General features: G+C 53.4%; 18 protein-coding genes. 10 read left to right on the top strand and 8 right to left on the bottom strand.

Annotated features, from left to right (window positions below; genetic code table 11):
• Positions 1–17: 17 nt before the first annotated feature.
• Together EYC87_RS04385 and EYC87_RS04390 are read right to left on the bottom strand one after the other, a co-directional pair.
• On the bottom strand, positions 18–1,640 hold the full coding sequence (locus tag EYC87_RS04385) for an acyl-CoA carboxylase subunit beta (RefSeq protein WP_007230252.1): 1,623 nt from the start codon (positions 1,638–1,640) through the stop codon (positions 18–20).
• Positions 1,637–3,442, bottom strand: a complete 1,806-nt coding sequence (locus EYC87_RS04390; RefSeq protein ID WP_279251779.1) for an acyclic terpene utilization AtuA family protein — start codon at positions 3,440–3,442, stop codon at positions 1,637–1,639. The genes EYC87_RS04385 and EYC87_RS04390 overlap by 4 nt, the downstream gene beginning before the upstream one ends.
• Before the next feature lie 298 nt (positions 3,443–3,740).
• Here EYC87_RS04390 and EYC87_RS04395 point away from each other — a divergent pair, with 298 nt between their 5' ends.
• Positions 3,741–4,760, top strand: coding sequence for an AraC family transcriptional regulator (locus tag EYC87_RS04395; protein ID WP_279251780.1), 1,020 nt, complete (start codon positions 3,741–3,743; stop codon positions 4,758–4,760).
• On the opposite strand, the gene EYC87_RS04400 is transcribed toward EYC87_RS04395, so the two are convergent.
• Entirely contained in the window at positions 4,745–5,632 is an 888-nt protein-coding gene (locus EYC87_RS04400; protein ID WP_279251781.1) for a crotonase/enoyl-CoA hydratase family protein, read from the bottom strand. The two genes, EYC87_RS04395 and EYC87_RS04400, sit on opposite strands and share 16 nt — an antisense overlap.
• Before the next feature lie 151 nt (positions 5,633–5,783).
• On the opposite strand from EYC87_RS04400, the gene EYC87_RS04405 reads away from it, so the two are divergent.
• Positions 5,784–7,094: a spinster family MFS transporter gene (locus EYC87_RS04405; RefSeq protein ID WP_279251782.1), complete on the top strand. Its 1,311-nt coding sequence runs from the start codon at positions 5,784–5,786 to the stop codon at positions 7,092–7,094.
• Here the strand turns inward: EYC87_RS04405 and EYC87_RS04410 are convergent.
• Positions 7,091–7,768, bottom strand: a complete 678-nt coding sequence (locus EYC87_RS04410; protein ID WP_279251783.1) for an esterase/lipase family protein — start codon at positions 7,766–7,768, stop codon at positions 7,091–7,093. The two genes, EYC87_RS04405 and EYC87_RS04410, sit on opposite strands and share 4 nt — an antisense overlap.
• Positions 7,769–8,106: 338 nt before the next feature.
• On the opposite strand from EYC87_RS04410, the gene EYC87_RS04415 reads away from it, so the two are divergent.
• The 7 genes from EYC87_RS04415 (at position 8,107) to EYC87_RS04445 (ending at position 14,479) form a co-directional block, all read left to right on the top strand.
• Positions 8,107–8,571 (top strand): MaoC family dehydratase, encoded by a 465-nt coding sequence (locus EYC87_RS04415; protein ID WP_279251784.1) that lies wholly within the window; start codon positions 8,107–8,109, stop codon positions 8,569–8,571.
• An 89-nt stretch (positions 8,572–8,660) separates the two neighbouring features.
• Positions 8,661–9,581: an SDR family NAD(P)-dependent oxidoreductase gene (locus EYC87_RS04420; RefSeq protein ID WP_279251785.1), complete on the top strand. Its 921-nt coding sequence runs from the start codon at positions 8,661–8,663 to the stop codon at positions 9,579–9,581.
• Between the two features lie 52 nt (positions 9,582–9,633).
• Positions 9,634–10,812, top strand: a complete 1,179-nt coding sequence (locus tag EYC87_RS04425) for an acetyl-CoA C-acyltransferase (RefSeq protein WP_279251786.1) — start codon at positions 9,634–9,636, stop codon at positions 10,810–10,812.
• A 14-nt stretch (positions 10,813–10,826) separates the two neighbouring features.
• Positions 10,827–11,810, top strand: a complete 984-nt coding sequence (locus EYC87_RS04430) for a zinc-binding dehydrogenase (protein ID WP_279251787.1) — start codon at positions 10,827–10,829, stop codon at positions 11,808–11,810.
• 111 nt (positions 11,811–11,921) lie between these two features.
• Positions 11,922–12,062 (top strand): hypothetical protein, encoded by a 141-nt coding sequence (locus EYC87_RS04435; RefSeq protein ID WP_279251788.1) that lies wholly within the window; start codon positions 11,922–11,924, stop codon positions 12,060–12,062.
• 134 nt (positions 12,063–12,196) lie between these two features.
• Positions 12,197–14,002: an acyl-CoA dehydrogenase gene (locus tag EYC87_RS04440; protein WP_279251789.1), complete on the top strand. Its 1,806-nt coding sequence runs from the start codon at positions 12,197–12,199 to the stop codon at positions 14,000–14,002.
• 117 nt (positions 14,003–14,119) lie between these two features.
• Positions 14,120–14,479 carry a GFA family protein gene (locus EYC87_RS04445; RefSeq protein ID WP_279251790.1) on the top strand — a complete coding sequence of 120 codons (360 nt, stop codon included), beginning with the start codon at positions 14,120–14,122 and terminating at the stop codon, positions 14,477–14,479.
• 23 nt (positions 14,480–14,502) lie between these two features.
• On the opposite strand, the gene EYC87_RS04450 is transcribed toward EYC87_RS04445, so the two are convergent.
• From EYC87_RS04450 to EYC87_RS04465, 4 genes are all read right to left on the bottom strand, one after another.
• Positions 14,503–15,033, bottom strand: coding sequence for a retropepsin-like aspartic protease family protein (locus EYC87_RS04450; RefSeq protein ID WP_279251791.1), 531 nt, complete (start codon positions 15,031–15,033; stop codon positions 14,503–14,505).
• A gap of 17 nt (positions 15,034–15,050) precedes the next feature.
• Positions 15,051–15,887: a glutathione-dependent disulfide-bond oxidoreductase gene (yghU, locus tag EYC87_RS04455; RefSeq protein WP_279251792.1), complete on the bottom strand. Its 837-nt coding sequence runs from the start codon at positions 15,885–15,887 to the stop codon at positions 15,051–15,053.
• The gene (locus EYC87_RS04460) at positions 15,884–16,708 is read right to left on the bottom strand and encodes a crotonase/enoyl-CoA hydratase family protein (protein WP_279251793.1); all 825 of its coding nucleotides are present in this window, start codon (positions 16,706–16,708) and stop codon (positions 15,884–15,886) included. Before EYC87_RS04460 ends, yghU begins: the two co-directional genes overlap by 4 nt.
• 68 nt (positions 16,709–16,776) lie before the next feature.
• Positions 16,777–17,655, bottom strand: coding sequence for a LysR family transcriptional regulator (locus EYC87_RS04465; protein WP_279251794.1), 879 nt, complete (start codon positions 17,653–17,655; stop codon positions 16,777–16,779).
• A 122-nt stretch (positions 17,656–17,777) separates the two neighbouring features.
• Here EYC87_RS04465 and EYC87_RS04470 point away from each other — a divergent pair, with 122 nt between their 5' ends.
• Positions 17,778–18,884 (top strand): S-(hydroxymethyl)glutathione dehydrogenase/class III alcohol dehydrogenase, encoded by a 1,107-nt coding sequence (locus EYC87_RS04470; RefSeq protein ID WP_007230284.1) that lies wholly within the window; start codon positions 17,778–17,780, stop codon positions 18,882–18,884.
• The last annotated feature ends 10 nt before the right edge of the window (positions 18,885–18,894 follow it).

The raw sequence follows: 18,894 nt of genomic DNA on the forward strand, positions 1-18,894 counted from the left end.
TTGTTATCTCCTGCAGATTACACTCTAGCGATGCCGAAACTGTTTTCTCTCACCGTGCGATTGCGCTTTTCCCATACGGTTTCCAACAGAAACCCGAGCGTTTTTCGCGAATCACGTGGATCTATCATGCCGTCATCCAACATATGACCAGAGGTGTAGTAAGCACTGGACTGACTGTCAAAGAGATTGGCGAGATAAGCTTCTTGCTGCGCAATAACGTTCTCGTCCACATCCTGACCGGCGGCTTCAGCTTTGCCTCGCGCAACCATGGACATGGTTTTCGCTGCTTGTTCTCCGCCCATGACTCCCATACGCGCTTGGGGAAAAGTGTAGAGAAAGTCAGGCTCATAGCCGCGACCGCACATGCCATAGTTTCCTGCGCCGAAGCTGGCGCCGGTCATTAAGGTAATACGGGGTACTTCAAGATTTCGCACTGCCTGGATCATTTTTGCGCCGTGCTTGATCATCCCTGCTTGTTCAGATTTGGTGCCAACGATGTAGCCGGTTGTATTCTGTAGGAACACCATTGGAATATCTGATTGATCGCAGAGCTGCAAAAATTGCGTCGCCTTATTCGCTCCATCGGGGTCTATGGGGCCGTTGTTGCCAATAATACCGACGGGTAAACCGAATATTTCCGCCTGCAAACAGACGGTGGCTGAACCATAGCGTGATTTGAAGTCCATAAAGTCGGAGCCGTCGACGATACGTGCAACGAGTTCACGCATATCATAGGGGGTGCGATAATCGCAGGGGATCACGCCAGCGATTTCATCGGGATCGTAAAGAGGTTCCAGGTAGTGGCCTCTGTTTGGCGCGTTACAACTCTTATTCCAACGTAATCGGTGAATAAGCTCTCGGCACATCTGCACCGCCTGGCCATCATTTTCTGCGAGGTAGTCGGTTAGACCCGATATATTAGCGTGCATTTCTGCGCCACCCAGTTCCTCCTCGTTGGCTATTTCTCCGGTGGCAGCTTTGAGCAGTGGCGGACCGGCAAGAAACGCCCTGCCATTGCCTTTAACCGCAATAACGTAATCAGATAAACCGGGCATGTAGGCTCCGCCGGCGGTAGATGAGCCGTGCAGAATCGAAATCACTGGAATACCAGCCTTTGATAACTTCGCCAGATTGCCAAACAGGAAGCCGCCGTTGGAGAAACTCTCCACGGTGTACTTGATAAGATCGCCGCCAGCACTTTCAACCAGATGCACCAGTGGAAGCTGTTGTTCCAGAGCAATTTCTTCTGCCCTGGTGATACGATAGCCGCCAGCAACCGTTAATGAACCTGCCTGAATTCCACTGTCATCCACGACAATGATGCAGCGAACGCCACCGATAAAACCAATACCAGACATTACTGTAGAGCCGGGCACTGATTTGTCTGGATCGTCAGTGTCCAGTAAATAACCAGCGATATTACCGATAGACATAAATGGCATACCGGGGTCCAGCAGGCGAGCTAGTCTTTCGCGGGGAGTGAGTTGTCCTCTAGCCTCGAAGCGCGGGCGACGCTTCTCGGAAATTGTTGCTCCCCGGCTGTTCAGTTCACGCAGCTTTTGAATATGCTCCATCATGTCTTCCCTGTTTTTGCGGAAGCCTTCGGAATTCGTATTGATTTTGGACTTGAATATGCTCATGAAAGAGTCTCCGCGATTGATGCCGGAACAGGAATCGGAACGGATAGCAGTAACTGCGCATAGCCCTTGCCCTGTGGGTCATTGCGAATGCTGGCTATGCCGCCACCGCCGAGTACCTCGTGCAGTAAGAAGTTAATAGCATTTGATCCAGGAAGGAGGAATCGCTCCACAGCACCGGGCTCGCTGCTCTCCAGAAAATGCGCAAATCGGGCAGTGACAGCTTCAATACTAAGGGCCTGGTAGATGTAAGGCAGATAGCTTGGATCGCGAGCAATGATGCCCACATTGGCTTTAGCCCCCTTGTCGCCGCTGCGTCCCCAGGCGAGTTTTATGAGTGGAACGTTAACTGATGGTTCCGCGGCCGCACTATCTGGAGCGCATGGTCTTTCGATGTGGTCCACATTAAGCGGTTGCCCGCGCACTTCATCACAGGGAGTCGTCTGTCCATCGAGGTCAATGCTGACCTCCACTCTTGCCTTGTCGATAAGAAAAGAGAACAAGCGGACAACGGGAGAGGGTTTGGGGCGCCCTCCGGCAAAACCGGACAGCCCCGGTGGCGTTGCTAGCCCCAGGCCTACAGACTCCTTTAGCATGATGCCAATGCCCATCATGTCCGGATGTTTGGCGGCTATTTTCATCACCACTTCACGACAGTCCTCTACTGCTGAAAAATCACCATACTGGCTTTCGGTGCCCAGCAGTTCGATGCTGGTTTCACTGAAGTCGTCAAGGCCAACTGCGCTGAACACATTGCGCGATGCTTCGAACACGGCTTTGCCCAGGGCGTTTGCCTTGCGATCGGCGTCCAGGCCATAAAAACTCATATAGACACCGCCACGAAACTGGTCCGCATAGGTGGCACTGACCTTGTAAGTATCGGGAGCAGGGCGACCCGTTGCGCCGCTAACGCTGACTCTGTTGTCATCCACCTGCGCCAGAATCGCAGTAGAAAAATCGCAAATCACGTCGGGCAGCATGTACGCCTGTGGATCTCCAATTTCGTAGAGCATTTGTTCGCTGACCGTGCCCACGGTTACCAGGCCGCCAGTGTTAGCAGGTTTGCTGCAGATGAAACTGCCATTCGCTGCTATCTCAGCGATGGGGTAGCCCATATTGGCCATGCCAGTGATCTGCTCCCAGTCGGTGAAATTACCGCCGGTGGCCTGCGGGCCACACTCGAGTATGTGTCCAGCTAAGGAGCCTTGAGCCAACTGGTCAAGATCGTCCCTGTTCCAGTTAAATTCATGAATACAGGCACCTAGCGTAACCGCGCTATCCACGCATCGGCCAGTCACTACAATATCGGCACCCAGACCAAGTGCCCTGGCTATTGGGAATGCTCCAAGATAGGCGTTGATGCTTTGTATTCGCTCTACCGCCGGGAATTCTTCGTCAGAGAACATCTCTCGGACTCCACTAGCGGACAGCTGTGCTGTTTGCGGCATTAAATCGTCACCACTGACACAGGCGACTTTGAGTGCGAGGCCCTGCGCGGCAATTTCCGCACGCAGTGCATTAGCGCAGGCCCGGGGATTGGTGCCGCCTGCATTGGAAATGACTTTTACGCCGCGTTCGGCGACCAGGCGCAAGTTCGGTTTCATGGCCGCCGTGACAAAATCGACGGCGTAACCCTTGGTCTCGTCCTTGGCCCGACCTCTGGCCATGATGGACATGGTGATTTCCGCCAGATAGTCATAAACGATGTAGTCCAGCTCGCCGGCGCTTAGCAGCTGTGGAGTTGCTCGAGCTGCGTCGCCCCAGAAGCCGCTGGCCCCGCCGATGCGCAATACCTTGTCAGACATTTATTTTTCTTTCCTGTCAGCATGGATGAGAGCAGGCAGTTTACTGAATGCATCTAGTCAGGTCATGGGATATGGCGCCATACTCGCAAGAGTTTGCGCCACGCAATGCTCCGAACGCAGATGCCTGCTTGGTGTTGCTGCTTGCGATAATTCGGGGCTTAGAAAAGCTAATGCTGATATATTGAGGGTCGCATCGCATCGCATCAGGTATTTCCCGCTGCAAATGGTTATTGGCTCACCAAGCCCAGAGAGTAAATTCGACAATAGGTATGTCCACGCGAGGAGCTTGCGCGGGCTGATGGACCTGGCGACGGCTTTGGGTGCGGATTCAGCTTGTATCGCGCGAGACGCGGGTCTGGACACCAGTCTTCTGGAAGTTCCCGACGCCCGGGTGCCCGTTGCTGTGTTCTATCAGTTGCAACGAGAGTTTTTACTCCAGACCGAGAACCCTGACTTCGGGCTGCTCAGTGGTCGAGTGACATACATGGAAGCTGCGCACGTACTGGTGTATCTCGCATCGGCCTCAACGACACTGCGAGACTGGCTCAACTTAATGCCCAGCGTCTCCAGTCTTCTCGGGGATCTGGGAGTGATCAAAATCACTCGCAACGTGGGTGAGTTCGTCATGGAATGGCACCCTGAGGATCCGCCGCAGGCAAAGCGCTGCCTGATCAGCGACAATATCCTGTCGACTACAGCGTTACAGATGGACAGTTACTGCCTGTTGCCTGTGCGTCCACGTCGTGTTGACTTGTCTTACCCGCGGCCAGAAAATATTGATGTGCTGGAGTCGACTTTTCGAGCGCCCTTGTTTTTCAATCAGCCCCGCAGCGCGCTTTATTACGATCGTAAGGTACTGGATTTCCCCCAGCTACACGTCAGTACGCGTATCTATGAGGCAGTGGAAGAGGAGTTTTCCCTGTTTTTTAGCAGTGATAACTCAGCAAGCGATCCGTTTTCTCTCGCGCTGCACTCGGCTATTCGACGTCAGGTTCCCCTGGGAGGGGGCTCCATCGACAGCATAGCTAGCCATATGAATATTTCCCGGCGTACATTGCAGCGTCGTTTAAAAGAGCGAAACACCAATTTCCAGCAGCTGCTGCAGAGCGTTAAATCAGGACTCGCCAAGCGTTACCTGCAAGAGAACCGACTGAGCGTCATCGAAATCGCTTTTTTGCTAGGCTACGGTGACCCCTCTTCATTTTCAGCAGCTTTCAAAACCTGGCATGACTGTACCCCCACAGAGTATCGTCATGACAGTCTGCAAAGCCGCCCCCGGGCTGAACATGGCTCGGGTTTGATTCAAGACTCCGATTGATCCCACCAGGGATAGAAGGGCGGCATATTGACCGAGCACTTATCGGTAAAATTTGCGGCTCTCTTTTCGCGAAAGGACTGTACGCCTTCTTTGCCACTGCTGAGACTGGCGTAAAAAATCGCCAGCGAATCCACTTTGTGGGCTTCAATTGGATGCGGCGCCGCAGCATTTCGGTACATCATTTGCCGGGTCAGCGCGATCGCGACGGGACAGTGCTGGGCGATTTTTTCGGCAATGCGATAAGCCCCGGCGAGCAACTCGTCGGCCGGCAATACAGACTTTACAAGTCCGGCAGATAGCGCTTCGTCTGGCCCGATAATATCCGCGGTATAACACCATTCAAGTGCTTGTGAAACACCGACGATACGGGGTAGAAACCAGGTGGAACAGGCCTCTGGTGTGATGCCGATTTTGTTAAAAACAAAGCCAATGCGGGTGTTTTTGGACGCCAGGCGAATATCCATGGCGCAAGTCATCGTCGCGCCTATGCCGACTGCGGCACCATTGATTGCGGCAATCACTGGTTTTTTACAATCGTAAATGGCGAGAGTTACCCGGCCGCCCGTATCTCTGACGCCGGAGATAATATCCGGATCGTTAAGTCTTTTCTCCATGTCTTCCATGGTCGGTGACCGCGCCTCATCAAGACCAAATACATTGCCTTCTCCCGAGAGGTCCATGCCAGCGCAGAAAGCGCGCCCCGCGCCGGTGACCACAATGGCACGAACTTCATCGTCCTCGCTGGCACGGTTAAATGCGTCAATCAGTTCGTGAGCCATGACGATGGTAAAAGCGTTGAGCTGGTCCGGACGATTGAGAGTGAGGGTTAGAATGTGATCCTTCACTTCATACCGTATTGTTTCATATTGCATAAATTGTGATCTCGAATGTGTTTTGAGTAATGCCAACGGGGTAAGGCCGGACTCGTCTATGTTAACGCCAGGTATTGATATCGACAACGACGAGGATTACATCAGTAGCCTGTTATGGAACAATGACGCGATACCACAGGAAGGATAAGTGATGAGCGTGACGTCCGCAGTCAGTTCCGATAAAAAAGTCAGTAGCAAAGTCGCCGGCTATGGTTTGTTTATGCTGACGCTGGTTTATGCCTTTAACTTCGTCGACCGACAGATTCTGGTGATTTTGCAGGAACCCATCAAGAATGACATGGGGCTTTCCGATACTCAACTGGGTCTTTTAAGCGGCTTTTCTTTTGCTTTAGTGTACATCACAGCTGGTATCCCCATCGCCTACTGGGCCGATCGTACTAACCGTCGCAATATCATCACAGCATCTCTTGCCGTCTGGAGTGGGATGACCGCTTTGTCGGGTCTTGCGCAGAACTACAGCCAGTTACTGCTGGCGAGAATCGGGGTAGGCATCGGCGAGGCGGGCGGCAGTCCGCCTGCTCACTCGATGATTAGTGACTACTACCCGCCGGAGCGCAGAGCAACCGCGATGGCTATCTATACCACCGGGCTCCATCTGGGAATTCTGATGGGGTTTATTGTTGGCGGATTGATCAGCGAGTTCTTTGGTTGGCGTATCGCTTTTTTCTCCGTTGGTATTCCAGGGGTGCTGCTGGCAGTTGTCTTTTATTTCACGGTCAAAGAGCCACCGAGAGGACAATGGGATGAGTCGGTCAACATGGCGCACAAACCGTCTCTGGGTGAGACGCTCAAGCACTTGTCTTCGGTGCGCAGTTTTTGGTATCTGGCCCTGGCAGCTGGGGCGACATCGTTTGCGGGTTATGGCAATGGCAATTTTGCGCCGTCTTTCCTGATTCGAAATCATGGTTTTAGCGTGGGTGAAGTTGGTGTAGTACTGGCGATATTTGGCGGTGGTGGGGGCATGATAGGCACGTTTTTGGGCGGCTACCTTACGGATCGCCTGGGTGTGAGAGACCGCCGTTGGTACGTTTGGTTGCCGGCGTTGGCAGGCATTATTGCGCTACCGATGGGTTTTCCCTACCTGCTGCTAGACAACACAACGGTCGTTATTGGCCTGATGTTCTTTGTTACTCTATTTTTAAATACCTACATGGGCCCTGTGGTCGCTACCTGCCACGCATTGGTACCGTCCTCTATGCGTGCCATGGCTTCCGCGATACTGTTTTTCGTGCTGAATATGATCGGGCTTGGGCTTGGACCACTGACGGTTGGTGTCCTTAGTGATTTGTATATGCCGCACTTCGGAAACGATGGCTTACGCTATGCAATGTTGACGGTAGGCTTGTTAAGTTCAATAGGAATAGTGTTGTTCTACTTGGCGGGCAGGCATCTTGAAGCAGACGTCAAGAAGGCCCAGGCAGTTGGCCAGGGCGATAGCTAGTGTTCGGTGAGCTTTCGGGCGACCCAATACCAAACAGCCAAATTCATGTTGAGCCCGATATGGCTGCCAAGCACCTCTATATTGTGAACATTGGGGTAATCACCTCGCTGAACGGATGTACGCCAATTGACGACACCGTCCCCCCGGGTGTAGATGGCCGTAGTAGGCACCGGTGGCGGGGCGGGGTTCACCATCTCCCTGTGATCCCCAGGGTTCAACCTTCTGTAGAGTCGTGAGGCGTGAGATGCCTCTTCATGCCCGGAGCCAAAGGGGCTGCCAAGGGTAATGACCTGGCGGACAACACCGGGCTCCCTGCGAGCGATTTCGCGGGCGTAGATGCCACCTAGAGAATGACCGATCAGGGTCACCTTGCCACCGCCTGCGACAGCAAGACTCCCCAGCGCCCTGGTAAGACTGTCCTTATCGAAACTGGCAGTACCCAGATTGCGGCCCTGCTCCCAGCCACTGGCCTGATACCCCAAACTGTTCAGGAAGCAAATGAGTGGACCGTTGCCGCCATCATCGCCGAGAAAGCCCGGTATCACCATGACGCTGTGTTTTCCTGTGGCTTTTGGCATTTTGCGCAAAAGTGGGGTTGCCAGGCCAAGCACGGCAGCATCCAGTAAAGCTCTCGGGCCGTCAGTAAGAGCAAGAGCCAGCGGAGGAGGGTTCAAGAGGATATTCCTCGCAATTGTGATAACGATGGCAGTCGTTCATCGAAACTCGCTTGCACGTAGTTTCGGTAGAACCCTGATTCGGGCATGATGTTGCTATAATCTCTCATCGCACAGACAATAGAAGCCTCAAAGCGTTTTGTCGAGAGCAGTTGGCACTGCACCAAAATTCCTGAATGATTGCCTTTGCTAAGGGACGTCTCCGTGCCAACTTAGGCAAAATTCTTCGCCGCGAGCTCCGTGAATCAGGCGCAACTTGTAATCGCAGTTCAATAGTGGCATAAAGAGTGCCGAAAACTCCAGACACCGCTATAAACTTAATACAAGGGAGCTCCCCCATGGCTGTAAAAATTGTACCTAAGGATGAGATGGTTAACGCGATTGGTACCAAATTTGAGCCCGGCGATTGGATCGAGGTTACTCAGGGTCGTATCAATACCTTTGCTGACTGCACCGAGGATCACCAGTTCATTCACGTGGACGAAGAAGCCGCTAAAAACACGCCCTTCGGCACTACTATCGCACATGGATTCCTGACACTCTCTTTGCTGTCGAAAATGGTAGAGGGCAACGGAGTCGTTCCTGAAAATACGGTTATGGGCCTCAACTATGGCTTTGACAAGGTTCGCTTTCTTGCGCCCGTCGCCTCTGGCAAGCGTGTGCGCTGCCACTCTGAAGTGCTAAACGTGGATCGCAAAGACGATAACCGATTCCTGATAAAGCAGGGGGTTTCCGTTGAGATCGAGGGCGAGGACACGCCGGCGCTGGTTGCCGAATGGCTTTCCATGGTTATCACTGGCTAGGAAACGATTAAGCTCGCTGCCATCGATGTCATCCCCACGCAGGCGGGTGATGACTGCGCAAAAAATTTATCTTATAGGAGTGTTTAACAATGTCTATTCGCTATGACGGCAAAGTTGCCATCGTTACCGGTTCTGGCCAGGGTCTGGGCCGTAGTCATGCCATCGAACTTGCCAAGCGCGGCGCCAAGGTAGTCATCAACGACCTGGGCGGCAGTGTTGATGGCTCAGGCGCAGGCTCGGAGTCCGCACAGGCTGTGGTTGCTGAGATTGAGGCGCTGGGTGGTGAAGCTATTGCCAATGGCGCAAACGTCGCCCGCTACGAAGAAGTTGAAGCGATGGTCAAGCAGACCATGGATAAATGGGGCCGGGTAGATATTTTAGTCAACAACGCCGGAATTTTGCGCGATAAAAGTTTTGCCAAGTGCGACCTTGACGATTTCAAGCTGGTGGTGGATGTGCACCTGATGGGCACGATTAATTGCACCAAAGCCTGCTGGGATATTATGCGTGAGCAGGCCTATGGCCGTATTGTGGTCACAACCTCTTCTTCGGGCATGTACGGAAACTTCGGTCAAACCAACTACGGCAGTGCAAAGATGGGCGTAATTGGCGCCATGAATACGCTGGTGCAGGAAGGGGCCAAGTTCGATATACGCGTCAATGCCCTGGCGCCCACTGCTGGAACACGCATGACTGAAGGGCTGATTCCTGAAGAAGCCTTTGCATTGCTCACGCCTGAGACAGTGACGCCAGCGGTTCTGTACATGGTCAGCGAGGACGCTCCAAACAAAACGATTATCTGCGCCGGCGCGGGCGCTTACTCGGTGAGTAAGATTGTAGAAACCGACGGCGTGTGGCTTAAGCCAGAGGATCAGACCCCGGAAGGCATCGCTGCGAACTGGGACGCTATCACCTCCCCGGTGAATGAACGCCAGCCAGAAGCGGGCTTTGAGCAGACCGTCAAGTTTACCGGTAAGGCGATGGAAGGCCTTGGTTTGGTAGACAAGTAAATAATATCGAGGGTGCCTTTGGTGCCCTTTTTTGTATCACTGGAGAAAAATCATGAAAGAAGCAGTCATTGTATCCACTGCACGTACCCCGATCGGCAAAGCCTACCGCGGTGGGTTTAATAATTTGGGCGGCGCCAGTCTGGGCGCTGCATCTGTTGCCGAGGCGGTCAAGCGTGCCGGTATTGACCCCGGCGAAGTTGAAGACATCATTATGGGCTGTGCGCTGCAGCAGGGGCCAACCGGTGCCAATGTGGCTCGCCAGATTGCTTTGCGTGCAGGAATGCCCATAACGACCTCTGGGATGACTCTGGACCGCCAGTGCTCTTCTGGCCTGATGGCGGTTGCAACTGCAGCCAAGCAGGTGATGTACGACGGAATGGACGTGGTTGTTGGTGGTGGCCTGGAATCGATCTCTTTGGCCCAAACCGAGCACATGAACCTGCATCGCTTCGTGGATGAAGAGCTGATGGCAATGCATCCTAATATTCATATGCCTATGCTGCAGACCGCCGAGACGGTTGCCCAACGCTACAATATCTCTCGCGATGCAATGGACGAATACGGCCTGCAGTCTCAGCAACGGACAGCCGCTGCCTATGAATCTGGCAAGTACGCAGATGAGCTGGTTGATGTCTCTTGCATGCGCACGGTTTGGAACAAAGAAACGGGTGAGGCCTCTGAGGCTGAAGCGACTGTATCTGCTGATGAAGGTTTGCGCGCCACGACAGCTGAAGGCCTGGCCAATCTAAAGACGGTTGTTGAAGGGGGCACGATTACGGCGGGTAACGCCTCACAGCTGTCTGATGGTTCTTCTGCGCAGGTCGTTATGGATGCCAAACTGGCGGAGCAGCGAGGTCTCGAGCCCCTGGGTATTTATCGCGGTATCGCAGTTGCCGGCTGTGAGCCTGATGAAATGGGTATAGGCCCGGTATTTGCTGTGCCCAAATTGCTCAAGCAACACGGTTTGTCGGTGAATGATATCGGCCTGTGGGAGCTGAACGAGGCGTTTGCCGTACAGGTCATATACTGTCGTGATCAGTTGGGTATCGACAACGACAAGTTGAACGTTAACGGCGGCGCGATCTCCATCGGTCATCCTTACGGGATGAGCGGGTCACGCATGATTGGTCACGCCTTGATTGAAGGCAAGCGCCGCGGTGTGAAGTACGTGGTAATTACCATGTGCGTTGGTGGCGGCATGGGTGCGGCTGGCTTGTTCGAAGTTGCCTGATTGACTGGAGATTTATGATGAAAGCGATTATTTGTAAAGAGCACGGTCTGCCGGAAAAGTTGGAGCTGACAACCGAGTGGCCGGAACCCGAGCTTGGTGAAAACGATGTAATCATTGATGTTAAGGCCGCGGGGCTTAATTTTCCTGACGTATTGATGATTCAGGGCAAGTACCAGTTTCAGCCAGACATGCCTTTTGTGCCCGGTGCCGAGAGTGCCGGCGTCGTGAGTGCGGTAGGCGACAAGGTCACTCGCTATAAAGTCGGTGACAAGGTTATCTCCATGGGTGCATCGGGTGCGTTTTGCGAGCGTATTGCGGTCCATGAAATGGGTGCTTTCCCTCTGCCCGAAGGCTTGACCTTTGAGCAGGCAGCAGGGGTCAGCATTACGTACTTCACTTCTTACTATGCGTTGAAGCAACGTGCCAACATCCAGCCGGGTGAAACTCTGTTGGTTCTGGGTGCGGCCGGAGGCGTGGGTACGACTGCCATCGAACTTGGCAAATTGATGGGCGCTAAGGTGATTGCTGCGGCCAGTTCTCCCCAAAAGCTCGAGCTGTGTAAGCAACTGGGTGCCGATGAGGTCATTAACTACTCTGAGGAGTCGCTTAAGGATAGAGTGAAGGAGTTAACTGGCGGCAAAGGCGTCGATGTGGTTTACGACCCCGTAGGCGGTGATTTCGCCGAGCCTGCAGTGCGCAGTATGGCCTGGAAAGGACGTTATTTAGTCATAGGTTTTGCCAGTGGCCCTATTCCTCAAATCCCCTTGAATCTGGCCCTGTTAAAAGGCTGTTCTTTGGTGGGTGTTTTCTGGGGCAGGTTCTCCGGCGAAGAGCCGCAGGAAAATCTCAATAACATCACCGAGTTGTGGGATATGTTCACCCAGGGCAATCTCAGCCCTGTGGTGACTGACGTATTTCCCATGGCACAGTATGAAGATGCTTTTAATTGCCTGATACACCGCAAGGCAAGAGGGAAGGTGATTCTCACTACCCAGTGAGATTGCCGGCGACAGAGGGCGAGCGCTGTTAACGATTCGCTTTGTTGTAAAGTCGATGGTTGCGGTTCTTGTCCTTTTAACTTTCTGTGCGGCGCTGCTGCTCGTTTGATTGTGGCCCCCGATTCGCGGGAAATAGCGGTTCCCAATTATGGATTGCGCGATCCGCATTTGTTGCTTGAAGCGGATGCTCAGTTGCATTTGAATTATGTCGGCGCCGGTGAACAAGGAATCGGGGTGGCAATGCTGGAGTAGCATCCCTTTACTGAATAAATGAAACGGTAATTGAGCAGGTGTCTGTCACCTGTGTGACACCAACCAACGTCTGCGCACTGATATCGTTGCGGATAGTATTTTTTCAAACCATTACAACACCGGAGTTTTTAGCCATGCCAGCACCCTTATTGAGCCGTCGTGACCTTGAATTCATGCTCTACGAAGTGTTTGAAGTAGAGTCCAGCCTGACCCGCGAGCGCTATAGCGACCACAATCGGGAAACGATTGATGCGGCTATCGATGTGGCGCAGGCGATTGCAGAAAACTACTTTCTACCTATCAGGCAAAAAGTTGATACCAATCAGCCGACATTTGATGGCGAAAAAGTCCAAATGATACCGGAGATCAAGGTGGCGATTGATGCGGTAATTGAGGCCGGTCTGGCGTCTCCTGGAGCAGATTACGAGTTGGGCGGTATGCAATTGCCCGCACTGGCGACCGCCGCTACCGGTGCCTATCTCAACGCTGCTGGCAGCACGACCATGGGCTATATCGGGCTCACCAATGCCAACGCCAACCTGATTGACGCGCATGGCACACAAGAGCAAAAGGATAAGTGGGTGCAGCCCCAGCGAAGCGGCCGTTTTGCGGGCACTATGGCGATGAGCGAGCCCGGTGCTGGCTCCAGTCTTTCAGATCTTACGACCACGGCAATACCTCAGCAAGATGGCACTTACCGGATCAGCGGCAACAAAATCTGGATCTCCGGTGGAGACCATGAGCTGACAGAGAATATCGTTCACCTGGTGCTGGCGAGAGTCAAGGGCGCGGTCAAGGGCGTTAAGGGGATATCCCTGTTTATTGTCCCTAAATTCATGGTGAATGATGATGGCAGCCTCGGTGAGCGAAACGACGTTACCCTGGCCGGGCTGTTTCACAAAATGGGCGGTCGCGGGCAAACGTCTACAGCACTCAATTTCGGTGAGAAAGAAGGCGCAGTCGGTTACCTTGTGGGAGAAGAGAATCGCGGCTTGATGTACATGTTCCATATGATGAACGAGGCGAGAATTATGGTGGGCAGCGGCGCCGCCATCATCGCACTTGCGGGCTATCAGTACTCATTGGATTATGCCAAGGAACGCCCACAAGGACGCTTGCCGTCGGCCAAGGACCCATTGGCGCCACCGGTAAATATTATCGAACACGCCGACGTGAAGCGTATGCTGCTGGCGCAAAAAGCCTACTCAGAAGGAGCTTATGCGCTGTGTTTATTCGGCACCATGCTGGCAGATGATGAGCATACGGCCCACACGGAAGAAGAGCGGGCAGCTGCCCATGAGCTTCTCGACTTTTTAACACCGATCATCAAGTCCTGGCCATCGGAGTATGGTCCCAAGGCCAACTCTATGGCGATACAGGTCCTGGGTGGGGCGGGATATGTTAACGAGCATCCGGTCGAGATGATGTATCGCGACAATCGCCTCAATCCGATTCATGAAGGCACGACGGGCATACAGTCCCTGGACTTGCTGGCGCGCAAAGTGCCGCAGAACGGGCTCGCGGGCTACACGGCATGCCTCAATGCAATAGGCGATACCATCGCCGAGGCACGAGCCAGTGCAGAAGTTTCAGAAGCTGCAGAGCAGTTGAGTGCCGCCGTGGATACGCTGAAACAGGTCACAGAGTTCCTGTTGGGCTCGATGGCGGAAAAAGATATCGACCTGGTACTGGCCAACTCGGTGAAGTACCTGGACTTGTTTGGTAACGTGGTTATCGCTTGGATGTGGCTGAAGCAGGGAATCGTTGCTTGTCGAGGTCTGGCCGCAGACCCACATGAAGAGGACGCCAATTTTTATCGCGGAAAATTACAGGCGATGCAGTATTTTTCTCGCTACGACCTGCCTGAAATTGAAACCTGGGCTGCATTGCTGATGAAGCTGGACGGTACCTGCAAGGATATGCAAAACAACTGGTTCTAGTGAAGAAGTAAACGCTTGTCCTGGCGCAGTTGTTTGGCAGATGCGAGAACGCGCACTATTGCGATGTTAGGGAAACCGGTCTCGAAGTCGGTTTGCTCAGTTAACAGGAGTCGTGAAATGATCAAGGGCAACTGCCATTGCGGCGCAATATCATTTGAGCTGGACGATCAGCCGGAATGGCTCACCCAATGTAACTGCTCTATTTGCAGGCGTCTGGGTACCGTGTGGGCACATGCGCCCGTCGATAAAGTGACGCTAAATGCTGACTCCGGTGCATCTATCGCCTATTCCTGGGGTGATAAAGAGCTGGCGTTTCACAGCTGCAAAACGTGTGGAAGTACGACTCACTGGGTGAGCCGTGAGCCCAAGGAAGGTGCGGTGATGGCGGTTAACACATGCCTCGTTGAGCCTGCGCAGCTTGCGAAAATCAGGGTGCGTCAGTTTGATGGTGCCGATAGCTGGCGTTATCTTGATTGAACGGGGCGCCAATTTCTTTTTACCTACAAATATTGGCGTAATATTAGCGTGTCGCCCCGTTGGGTGAATTCAATGTGCTTGAGAAAGGTCATGCCCAGAAGTATTTGATTCATAGCCAGGCCCGGCGCAATTCCAGCCTGCACATCACGTAACTCAATTTCTCCCACTGCCACGCTGTCTAGCGATGCTGCGTAACTAGTGGATATGCCGTTTGCTGTCTGAGTGCGGTATGGGCGTCCCCGTGGTATATCCAGTTTTCGCGCAATCGCTTCAGGAATGGCAACGCCGGTAGCTCCCGTATCCAGCATGAAGGTGACAGGCTGGCCATTAATCGTGCCGCTGGTCACGTAGTGCCCAAACTTGTTGCGCTGCAGTACCACTTCTCGCATACCCGCTTTGGAATATTGGGTGTCCAGACGTTGGTTGGGGTTGAATTGTTTTTCCAGTACGTCGCCAAAAAATAAAATGCCCAGGCCCAAAAATACCATCCAGGCCAGGATCATCATTCCCAGTCCCATGCGCTTTTGTTCCTTGATAGAGTCCTGGGAATTCATTGAGTTAGACCGGGTATTCAGTCCAGATCACTAGCATCGTGGCGCTCTGGCACTCTTTCTTCTTCCGGTCCCCAGGCTTTATTGACGCGTTCGCCTCGCTTCACGGCCGGTCGGCCTTCGATTGTTTGAGCCCAGCGTTTGACGTTAGTGTAAGACGCGACGTCCAGGAATTCCTGAGCGTCGTAAATTTCGCCGGTGATCAGTTTGCCATACCAGGGATACACGGCCATGTCGGCAATGGTGTATTCGTCGCCTGCTAAATAGTTTGCCTCGGCTAGTCGACGGTCGAGCACATCCAGTTGTCGTTTCACTTCCATTGCGTAGCGATTGATTGGATATTCGTATTTTTCCGGCGCGTAGGCATAGAAATGCCCGAACCCGCCGCCCAGGAAGGGGGTGGCAGCCATTTGCCAGAACAGCCAGGACAGGCACTCGGCGCGTGCAGGCTCATCTTTCGGAATAAAAGCGTCGTGCTTTTCTGCCAGGTACAGCATCATCGCGCCGGACTCGAAAATGCGAGTTGGGGGCGTGGTGCTGTGATCCATCATTGCCGGAATTTTCGAGTTGGGATTGGCAGCGACGAAGTCGCTACCGAACTGGTCGCCCTCACTGATATTGATCAGGTAAGCGTCGTACTCGGCATCGGTCTTACCCAGGGCGAGTAACTCTTCCAACAAGATCGTAACTTTAACTCCGTTGGGCGTGGCCAGGGAGTAAAGCTGCAAAGGATGCTTGCCTATCGGGAGTTCTTTCTCGTGGGTAGCGCCCGCAATCGGTCGGTTGATGTTGGCGAAACGGCCGCCACTCTCTGAGTCCCAGGTCCAGACCTTGGGGGGTGTGTAGGTAGTAGTCATAAGTTGCCGATGTCCTCAAAAGTTTCAATTTGGCGGGGGTTGAATTTTCCAGGTCGCCCGTCCATTCCAGACATCACAGCTTCGGTCTGATTGTCCTTGCCTAGAATGCGGCCCTGTAGCTTTTCTTCCAAACGCAGGCCGTCACTGTCACTGCCGTGCCAGCCATGATTCAACAGGTATTTCCCGTAGGTGATTGCATCCGGGCTGCGACCGGCAATGTCATGAGCCATCGCCAGGGCAGCGCTGACCGGTTCTTCGTCTAGCCGGGTGACAAGGCCCAGTGACATGGCTTCTTCAGCATTGACGACCCTGCCGGTGAAGGTGAGTTCCTTGGCGATGTCCAGGCGCACCAGGTCACGCAGGGTCTGTGATGCCGACATGTCCGGGATGAGTCCCCATTTGATCTCCATGACTGACAGTTTGCTTTCGGGGTGAGCAATACGAATGTCCGCCCCCATGGCGATCTGGAATCCGCCGCCATAAGCGACGCCATGCAAGGCACAAATGACTGGCACTGGCATCGCTTTCCACACATACGCGGGGGATTGGTAGTAGTTTGGCCAGAAGCCGCCGCGGCCGGGGCCGAAGAAGTTGCTGTTGAGTTCGCCGCTGGCAAAGTTTTCCAGATCCAGGCCAGCGCAGAATCCGCGACCTTCGCCCGATAGAACGACTGCGCGGACATCTTTATTAACAGATAGCTCACGACCGGCGTCAGTGATGGCCTCGAACATCTGCCAACTCAGGGCGTTCATTTTCTCGGGTCGATTGAGGCGGGCGTGAGCAACGTGATCGTTGATCTCAACAGTGACCAGTTCAGACATGATATTACCTGTGTTGGGAATGGCTAGGGAGCAAGAGTATACAGATTCGAGGGCGGTGTGTTCACCGCTTACTCATTGAATCTGTCCGCGAGGAAATTGACGAACAGGCGCACTTTTGCAGACAGGTGCCGGTTGTGTGGATAGACCGCCCAGACGCCCGTGTCCGTTGGGTTGTAATCTTCCAGAACCGGCAGCAGCGCACCATCAACAATATCTTGATCAAGATAGAAGCTGGGCAGTTGGACTAGACCGAGCCCTGCCCGTGCGGCGCGCAGTAATGAACGCCCATTGTTGGAGCGCCAGTTGCCGCTAACCCGCAGATCCTGGTTTCGTCCATTTTCACGGAAACGCCAGCTGTCGAGTGTGCCCAGTAGACAGTTATGGTTAGTCAGGGAGTGGATGCTGCTGGGTGTGCCATTGCGCAGTAAATATTCCGGCGATGCGCAGGTGAGCAGTTTGCGGGTACTAATACGACGGGCGATTAACGAGGAATCCTTCAGTGTGCCTGCCCTGATCGCTACGTCGTAGCCTTCTGAAATCAGGTCGATGAGCCGGTTACTGAAGTTCAATTCTACGATGAGGTCGCGGTATTCAGCCATAAAGTCCAGGGCTGCTGGGGCGATAAAGTCCTCTCCAAATGCGCCAGCAACGGTCACTCGCAGGATGCCGCGTGGATTGGCCTGCAGGTCGAGTACTGCTCGCTCCGCCTCATCGAGGTTGTCCAGTACTTGTCGGCATTGCATATAGAATGCCTGGCCGACATCCGTGGTCGATACTTTGCGAGTTGTTCTGAGCAGTAGCTGGGCATCCAGCCGATTTTCCAGCGCGTTGATCTGACGGCTCACGTGAGAGCGAGAAACTCCAAGGTCATCCGCGGCACGGGTAAAACTCCCCAGGCGCACGACTCGCTCAAAGGCTTCTATATTTTCCCAACGGTGCGATGCCATGAATAAGGCCCTCATTGTTTCCATATAACAACAGTGAGGTGCAAGATAGAGTATTTATCTTGCTTATGGCAACTAATTAAACTACGCCGATTTTGCGATAACACCAAATCAGGGAGAGTTTAATGAAGACACGTGCAGCAGTCGCGTTTGGAGCCGGTAAACCACTGGAAATATGTGAGGTGGACCTTGATGGGCCGCGCGCGGGCGAAGTATTGGTCGAAATAAAAGCCACCGGCGTTTGCCACACGGATGCGTTTACCCTGTCAGGAGATGACCCCGAGGGCGAATTTCCAGCCATCCTTGGCCATGAGGGCGCTGGCGTAGTCGTCGATGTTGGCCCCGGTGTTAGCAGTTTAAAGCCCGGTGATCACGTCATCCCGCTTTATACACCAGAGTGCCGCGAGTGCAATTTTTGTCTGCACCCAAAAACCAACCTGTGTCAGTCCATTCGCGAGACACAGGGACGTGGCGTAATGCCCGATGGCAGCAGCCGCTTCTCGCTCGATGGTAAACCGATACTGCACTACATGGGGTGCTCTACTTTTTCCAACTATTCGGTAATGCCGGAAATAGCATTGGCTAAGGTGCGTGAAGACGCACCTTTCGACAAAATTTGTTATATCGGTTGCGGTGTAACCACTGGCATAGGTGCCGTTGCTTTCACGATGAAGGTGGAACCTGGCTCAACCGTTGCAGTCTGGGGTCTTGGGGGCATTGGTCTGAACGTGATCCAGGGCGCCAAGATGGTAGGCGCTTCGCGAATTATTGGCGTCGATATCAATCCCGATAAAGTCGGACTGGCGAAAAAGTTTGGCATGACCGACTTCGTCAATCCAAAAGAGGTGGACGATGTGGTTGGCCATCTGGTTGAAATTACTGGCGGTGGCCTGGATTACACTTTCGAGTGCATTGGTAACGTCAACACCATGCGCCAGGCGCTGGAGGCCTGTCATAAAGGCTGGGGAGAAAGTTGCGTCATTGGTGTTGCCGGCGCGGGTCAGGAAATTTCCACACGGCCATTCCAACTGGTTACCGGTCGTAGCTGGAAAGGCACTGCTTTTGGTGGCGCTCGCGGCCGTACCGATGTGCCAAAAATCGTTGATTGGTATATGGACGGGCGTATCAATATCGATGACCTTATCACTCATACCATGCCATTGGACGATATTAATAAAGCGTTTGATTTGATGCATTCCGGCGAGAGTATTCGTTCGGTCGTCACTTACTAACGGAATTGAT

The organism is Candidatus Seongchinamella marina (assembly GCF_026262685.1).
Lineage (GTDB): Bacteria > Pseudomonadota > Gammaproteobacteria > Pseudomonadales > Halieaceae > Halioglobus > Halioglobus marinus.